This is a genomic window from Ectopseudomonas oleovorans, from assembly GCF_003052605.1.
GTDB lineage: Bacteria > Pseudomonadota > Gammaproteobacteria > Pseudomonadales > Pseudomonadaceae > Aquipseudomonas > Aquipseudomonas oleovorans_A.
In genome coordinates this window covers 19174-19682 of sequence record NZ_QASO01000043.1, presented here as the reverse complement: position 1 = coordinate 19682, position 509 = coordinate 19174, and the positions used below count along the sequence as shown (strand labels likewise).

Here is a 509-nt window from a genome sequence, read left to right as displayed (position 1 = left end):
ACAACCACCGACTGAAGTCGGTGGGTTAGTGACTTACGGACTGAAAGTCCGGATACGCGTCGACTGAACGACGCGTCGGATCAGTCAGGCTCCATCCTGAAATTATCGTTCGGGCTCGGCTCAAAATGATGCTCCAGATACTGCTTGATCATCTCTTCCGTCATCTGCCCAACCGTCGCGCAAAAGTACCCGCGAGCCCAAAAATGCTGCCCCCAATAGCGCTTTTTCAGATGGGGAAACTCCTCGAAAAGCTTGCTCGCCGTACGCCCCTTGATCCGCCTCATGATCTCACTCGGCGCCAAATTCGGCGGACTGCTCACCAGAATATGCACGTGATCCTTGCTCACCACACCTTTCACAATCCGAATTTCAAATGCTTCGCACGTCTGTCTCACCAGCTCTCGCACTCGCTCAGCAACCTCACCGCTGAGCACCTTGTATCGGTACTTAGTCACCCAAACAAAGTGATACTCGATCTGGTAGACCGTATGACTGCCGTATCTGTAATC

At 52.8% G+C, this 509-nt stretch carries 1 protein-coding gene; it reads right to left on the bottom strand.

From position 1 onward, the window contains the following. Window positions 1–80 precede the first annotated feature (80 nt). On the bottom strand, window positions 81–509 hold a 429-nt coding region (tnpA, locus tag DBO86_RS08545), incomplete at its 5' end, for an IS200/IS605 family transposase (RefSeq protein ID WP_146173169.1).